The following is a 5,896-nucleotide window of genomic DNA, read 5'->3' as shown; positions in this document are numbered from 1 at the left end:
AGCTAAGCTTGATATCCGCCGCTCGCTTCGGGCTGATCTCGCTGATGCTTGCTTTCATATCGCTGATGCGCAGTTTAAAGGGCGTTGCTAGACTCTCATCGGTGAAATTTAAACTTCCGCCGCTAAGCGAGATATTTTTTACGCTCCACGCAAAGCTCGCCCCGTTTTTTGCGGATCTGCCAGGTGCCGCTTCGGCGGGCTTTGCGGCTTGTTTTGCCTGCGCGGCGGGCTTTATCAGCGGAGTTAAATTTAAACGCCTGTCTTTATTTAGCGAGATATTTGCCGCAGGTGAGCCAAGAGTGATCTTATTTAGCGTGAGGGAGTTTGGGCTCAGCGCGATTTGCGCGACATTTAGCGATGCAAGGGAGAAAATTTTATCCCTACCCGAGCTTAACGCCAAGCCCTTGCCCGATAGCTTCGCTTCGAGAGAGAAGGCGTTTGAAAGCTTCAGCCGCCCTTGCGTAGCAAGCTCGCCGGCGATGGAGCCCGTGATAAATTCCGCCGCGTATTTGTTAAAGACGCCCAAGTTCGGCGCATTTAGGCTGAAGTTCACGCCTACGTTAAGCGGCGCGATGCTAGCCTTGCCGTTCACGCTAGCCGTGATTTCGCCCGTGATAAGGCTTGCTTTGATACCGAAAGGCTCGGCGAAATTCGAGCTTAGCCCGCTTAGCGTGGCGCTGAAATCTTTGATCTCGTGCACGTTGTTTTTAACGATAAAGCTCTCGTCGATCTTAGCCTTTGCGCCCGTTACGGAGGCCTCGCCGATCTTAAATTTTAAAGCGGGGCTTTTGGCGGGCTTTTTAGAATCTAAATTTGCGCCGCTTGCTGTAGAGTTTGCATCCGCTTGGCTTACGGCGCTAGAGCTCGCCGTTTTTTTGGGGCTTGCGGGATTTTTAGAGATCGCGCTTAAGATCGCGAGATCGTTTATGCTTTTGGCACCGCTAACGCCCACTTCCGAGTTGAAAAACGGCTCGTTTAGTAAAATTTTATCCACGCCCAGATCGAGATCCGCGACGTTAAATTTAACCCCTTGCACGCCGAAGCTTTCAAATCCGCTAAAAATTCCGTTTTTATTTGCGATTTTGGAGTTTGAAATTTTAGCAAACTTCAGGCTTACGCCGTTTTGAGCGCCCTCTTTGTCGTAGCTAAACGCGCCCAGCTCGGTTGCGGCAAGTGAAATTTTATCGCTGCGCGCTAGCGTAATCTGCGTATCTGCGATATTAAAGGCGCCAAAGCCCGTATGAAGGGCCGTATCGTTACCTTCGGCGTTAAATTTTAAAAAATTTCCCGTGATTTTAGTGTCGTTTGAGACGACCGAAATTTGCGGGTTTGCAAAGCTTGAGCGGTTTAGATCTACGCTTTTTACGGCGGAGTTTAGCCGCAAGTTCGAGCCCGTTTTATTAAAATCCAGCGCAAAATCCGCAATTCGCGCCCCCTCAAAGCCCGTGGAAATTTTAGTTTCGTTCATATTGTATTTTGCGTCCGAAAGCAGCACTTGCGGGATTACCACTTTGCCTGAAATTTCATTCGAAACGTCCGTATTTAGGCTGAAACTCGGGATTTTTAGCAAGCCAAGCGAAATTAAGCTTTGATCTTGCAAAATTTCTAGGCTTTGCAGCTCGAGCTTTGAGTTTTCAAGCGCAAATTTTATATTTTCATCAAGGCTCAATCGGTAATTCAGCTCAGCCGAAAGAAAGCCGTTCTTAAGCCGCACGCCGCTAGGATCGAGGTATGATAGCCAAAACGGATCGATTTTCAGCCGTTTAAGATCTATTTTGCCGTGCAAGCGCAGAGGCGCCAGATCGATGGCTCCATCGAAGCTCAGCGAGTCGTATGTACGCGAAACGGCGCTTAGATCATGCTCGCCGATCGTTTCGTCCTTTAAGTTTAGCCCGTTGATCTCATAATTTAGCTCGGTCGAGATGAGTGAAAACGGCCTTTTTAGGGAGTTATCGACGTAGCCCAGAGAGCCGCGCTCGATCTTAAAATTATTCAGCGTGACGTTGAAGCTGGAGTTTTCATCCTTGCTTTCGCTCTTTTGCTCCGAAAGTAGCGGCTCAAAATTGAAAGTACCGTTTTGCTCGCGCTCGACGTGAAATTTAGGCGATTTTAGGTGCAAAATTTCTACCGCGAGAGTCTTTTTAAAAAGCTTTGAAAAACCGATTTTTAAATTTATCTCATCGGCGCTAAACAGCGGCTTAAAGGTGCTAAGCTCCGGCTTTGTGACGTTTAGCTCGTAGGTAAAGGGGTTAAATTTAGCGTCCTGCACGCTAAAGTTTGCTCTGCCCTCTAAAATTTTAGGCAGCGCCTTTTCGATAAAAAGTGGCACGCCGAAAAAGCCCGCAAGCACGTAAAACAGCGCAAATCCACTTACGCCGAAAGCAAACTTACGCCAGTGTTTTATAAAAAAATTTTTCATTTTTCCGCTCATTAATTTTGATAGCGTAAAATTATATCCAAAAATTTCGTGCAAAGGGTTAAAATTTGCTGGTTCACATCTGCTGCTCGGTCGATTGCGATTATTTTTTGCGCCGCTTGAAAGAGCTCGCGCAAGAGCCGCTAATAGGCTATTTCTACGATCCAAACATCCACCCCTATGGCGAATACGTTCTTAGAATGCACGACGCAAAGCGGGTTTGCGAGAATTTAGGGATTAAATTTATCCCGGGCGAGTATGATTTTCAGGGCTGGCTGCAGGGTGCGCGCGGGCTTGAAAACGAGCCAGAAAAGGGCGCGCGCTGCGAGTTTTGCTTTGATTTTCGCATGCAAAAAACGGCCGAGCTCGCGCTAAGCCTAGGCGAGCGCAAAATCACTACGACGCTTCTAATGAGCCCCAAAAAATCGCACTCTCAGCTTTGCGCCTCGTTGCAACGTATCTGCGAGCGCTGCGGACTGGAGTTTATCGCGCCCGATTTTCGCAAAAATGGCGGCACGAACGAGCAGTTTGCGCTTGCGAAAAAAGACGCGCTCTATCATCAAAACTACTGCGGCTGCATCTATGCGCTCGCGGCACAGCGGAATGAGCAGCGAAAGGCTGAGCGGAATTCGGACGGAAGCTTGACGGCGGATTTGAGGCGAAATTTAGCCTGCGATGCCGAAATTTACGAGCTAATGTCGCCGATCGATAGGCAAATCTTGCCCGCTTCGGTAGAGGAGAAGTTGAAATTTTACAAAAAGCTTTGTTCGCTCGAAAGAAAAGGGGTTAAATTTAGCGTGCTGCGCGATCGGTTTTTAAACTACCGCCTGCTGCGCGCATGGATTAAATTTGACGGCGAGGTCGTGCCTTCGTTTGTGCTATTTGGCTCGCATTTTACTCGTGAAAACGTAAAGCTTAGCGTGGAGCGAGAGTGCGAAATTTTTTGCAGCGACAAGGGCGAGATTAAAATTTTAAGTCTGGCGAAATTTAACGAAATTTCAAGATCAAATTTCAAAAGCGTATCCGAAATGCTAAAAAACCCGCCGAGTCTTGCGCGCCAAAATAAAACTCGCGCCGCCCTGTGCGCTGCGGGCTCGCTCTCGCCGATCATCGTCACGGACGAGATAAGAGCCGCCAAAGTTCAAATTTACGGGCTCTCGCGCATATTTTTAGACGTTAGGGAAATTTTAGTAAGAATTTGATAAGATTCTAAAATTTCTAAAAAAGGCAGATCAATGATAGATATAAACGAAATTCTCTCCATCCTACCTCATCGTTTTCCGTTTTTGCTGATAGATCGCGTCGAAGAGCTCAGCATAGGCGAAAGCATCAAGGCCTATAAAAACGTAACCTACAACGAGCAGATCTTTCAGGGCCACTTCCCAGGCCATCCGATCTATCCGGGCGTAATGATCATCGAGGGCTTAGCGCAGGCGGGCGGCGTGTTGGCGTTTAAGAGCATGGAGAAAGACGGCGCCAATTTAAGCGATAAGGTCGTGTATTTTATGAGTATCGACAACGCTAAATTTAGAAACCCGGTCCGCCCCGGCGACAAGCTTGAGTATCGAATCAGCGTAATCAAACATCGCGGACGCATCTGGGTGCTAAAGGGCGAAGCCTACATCAACGACGGCGCCACACTGGCCGCGCAGGCTGAACTTCAAGCGATGATAATGGATAAATGATGGCTAAAGTTCACCACACGGCGATCATCGAGGACGGCGCGCAGATTGGAGCCGAGGTTGTGATCGAGCCGTATGCTTTCATAAGCGCGCAGGCTAAAATCGCAGACGGCTGCACGATCAAGCAGGGCGCGCGCATCATCGGCGATACGCAAATCGGCGAGGGCTCTAAAATTTTTTCATACGCGATCGTGGGCGAAATTCCGCAGGATATGAGCTTTGAAGAGGGTGAGCGAACGGGGCTAATCATCGGCAAAAACGCTACGATTCACGAGTTTTGCACGATCAGCTCGGGCTCGCATAAGGGCGACGGATTTACGCGCATCGGCGATAATCTCTTTATGATGGCGTATTGCCATATCGCGCACGATTGCGTGCTGGGCAGCAACATAATCCTAGCCAACAACGCTACGCTCGCAGGCCACGTCGTAATGGGCGATTATGCCGTTATCGGCGGGCTTACCCCCGTGCATCAGTTCGTCCAAATCGGCGAGAGCTGCATGATCGCAGGGGCTAGCGCGCTTAGTCAGGATGTGGTGCCGTTTTGTCTAGCCGAGGGCAACCGCGCCTATATTCGCGGGCTAAATTTAACGGGCATCCGCCGCCGCTTCGATAAAGAGACGGTCGAGACGATAAATCGGGCGTATAAATTTTTATTCAACCAAGGCAGGGGTTTAAAGGAGCAGGCGCAAATTTTATTAAACGAAACGAGCGATCAAAACGTGCGCAAGATGTGCGAGTTTATAATCAACACAAAACGCGGAATTCCGCTAGATAAAGGTAAAATTTAATGGCAAATAAGTGCAGTTTTTGCGGTGAGACGGGCGCGGACGGGCGTCGTATCTATCCTAACGACGACGGTACGGCGGCTATCTGCAGCTATTGTATCGATATGGCATACGCCGCTATCCATGGCAGCGAAGGCCAAAACGAGGCGATACAAAATCAAAATAAAGAGATCGATTTCGAGGCTATCAAGCCAAAGGCGCTGATGGAGGTTCTCAACCGCTACGTCATCGGTCAGGAGCGCGCTAAGAAAATTTTTAGCGTCGGCGTTTACAACCACTATAAAAGAATTTTCAGGCAGACCGACGCGAAGGGCGACGATACCGAAATTTCAAAATCAAATATCTTGCTTATCGGGCCTACCGGCAGCGGCAAGACGCTTATGGCGCAGACCTTGGCGCGATTTTTGGACGTGCCGATCGCCATTAGCGACGCTACGAGCCTAACGGAAGCGGGCTACGTCGGCGAGGACGTAGAAAATATCCTCACCCGCCTTTTGCAGGCCGCGGACGGCGACGTAGAGAAGGCGCAGCGCGGTATCGTATTCGTAGATGAGATCGATAAGATCGCGCGAATGAGCGAAAACCGTAGCATCACGCGCGACGTAAGCGGCGAAGGGGTACAGCAAGCGCTACTTAAAATCATCGAAGGAAGCGTCGTAAATATCCCTCCAAAGGGCGGTCGCAAGCATCCAAATCAGGACTTCATCCAGATCGATACTACTAATATCCTATTCGTCTGCGGCGGCGCGTTCGATGGGCTAAACGAGATCATCAACCGCCGCATCGGGCAGAACGTGCTCGGATTTAACCAAACAAAGCGCAGCAAGAAAGAGAGCTTAAATTTGCTAAACATGGTCGAGGCCGACGATCTGGTGCATTACGGCATAATCCCCGAGCTCATCGGGCGTTTGCACATAGTGGCTACGCTAAACGAGATTGACGAAAAGGCGATGGTTAGAATTTTAACCGAGCCGAAAAACGCGCTGGTCAAACAATACCAAGCCCTGTTC

At 49.3% G+C, this 5,896-nt stretch carries 5 protein-coding genes; 4 read left to right on the top strand and 1 reads right to left on the bottom strand.

The window, feature by feature from the left end; all coding sequences use genetic code 11:
• On the bottom strand, positions 1–2,419 hold a 2,419-nt coding region (locus tag Q0256_RS09730), incomplete at its 3' end, for a DUF748 domain-containing protein (protein WP_297962560.1).
• A gap of 65 nt (positions 2,420–2,484) precedes the next feature.
• On the opposite strand from Q0256_RS09730, the gene Q0256_RS09725 reads away from it, so the two are divergent.
• From Q0256_RS09725 to clpX, 4 genes are all read left to right on the top strand, one after another.
• Positions 2,485–3,618 (top strand): epoxyqueuosine reductase QueH, encoded by a 1,134-nt coding sequence (locus Q0256_RS09725; RefSeq protein WP_297962558.1) that lies wholly within the window; start codon positions 2,485–2,487, stop codon positions 3,616–3,618.
• A 33-nt stretch (positions 3,619–3,651) separates the two neighbouring features.
• Positions 3,652–4,101, top strand: a complete 450-nt coding sequence (gene fabZ / locus Q0256_RS09720; protein WP_297915899.1) for a 3-hydroxyacyl-ACP dehydratase FabZ — start codon at positions 3,652–3,654, stop codon at positions 4,099–4,101.
• Positions 4,101–4,889, top strand: a complete 789-nt coding sequence (gene lpxA, locus Q0256_RS09715; RefSeq protein ID WP_297962556.1) for an acyl-ACP--UDP-N-acetylglucosamine O-acyltransferase — start codon at positions 4,101–4,103, stop codon at positions 4,887–4,889. Before fabZ ends, lpxA begins: the two co-directional genes overlap by 1 nt.
• The coding region (gene clpX / locus Q0256_RS09710) for an ATP-dependent protease ATP-binding subunit ClpX (RefSeq protein WP_297962554.1) at positions 4,889–5,896 on the top strand (1,008 nt) is incomplete at its 3' end. The genes lpxA and clpX, both read left to right, overlap by 1 nt.

Source organism: uncultured Campylobacter sp., from assembly GCF_937949835.1.
GTDB lineage: Bacteria > Campylobacterota > Campylobacteria > Campylobacterales > Campylobacteraceae > Campylobacter_B.
Note: the sequence above shows the minus strand (reverse complement) of the source record. Positions and strands in the feature narration are given on the sequence as shown.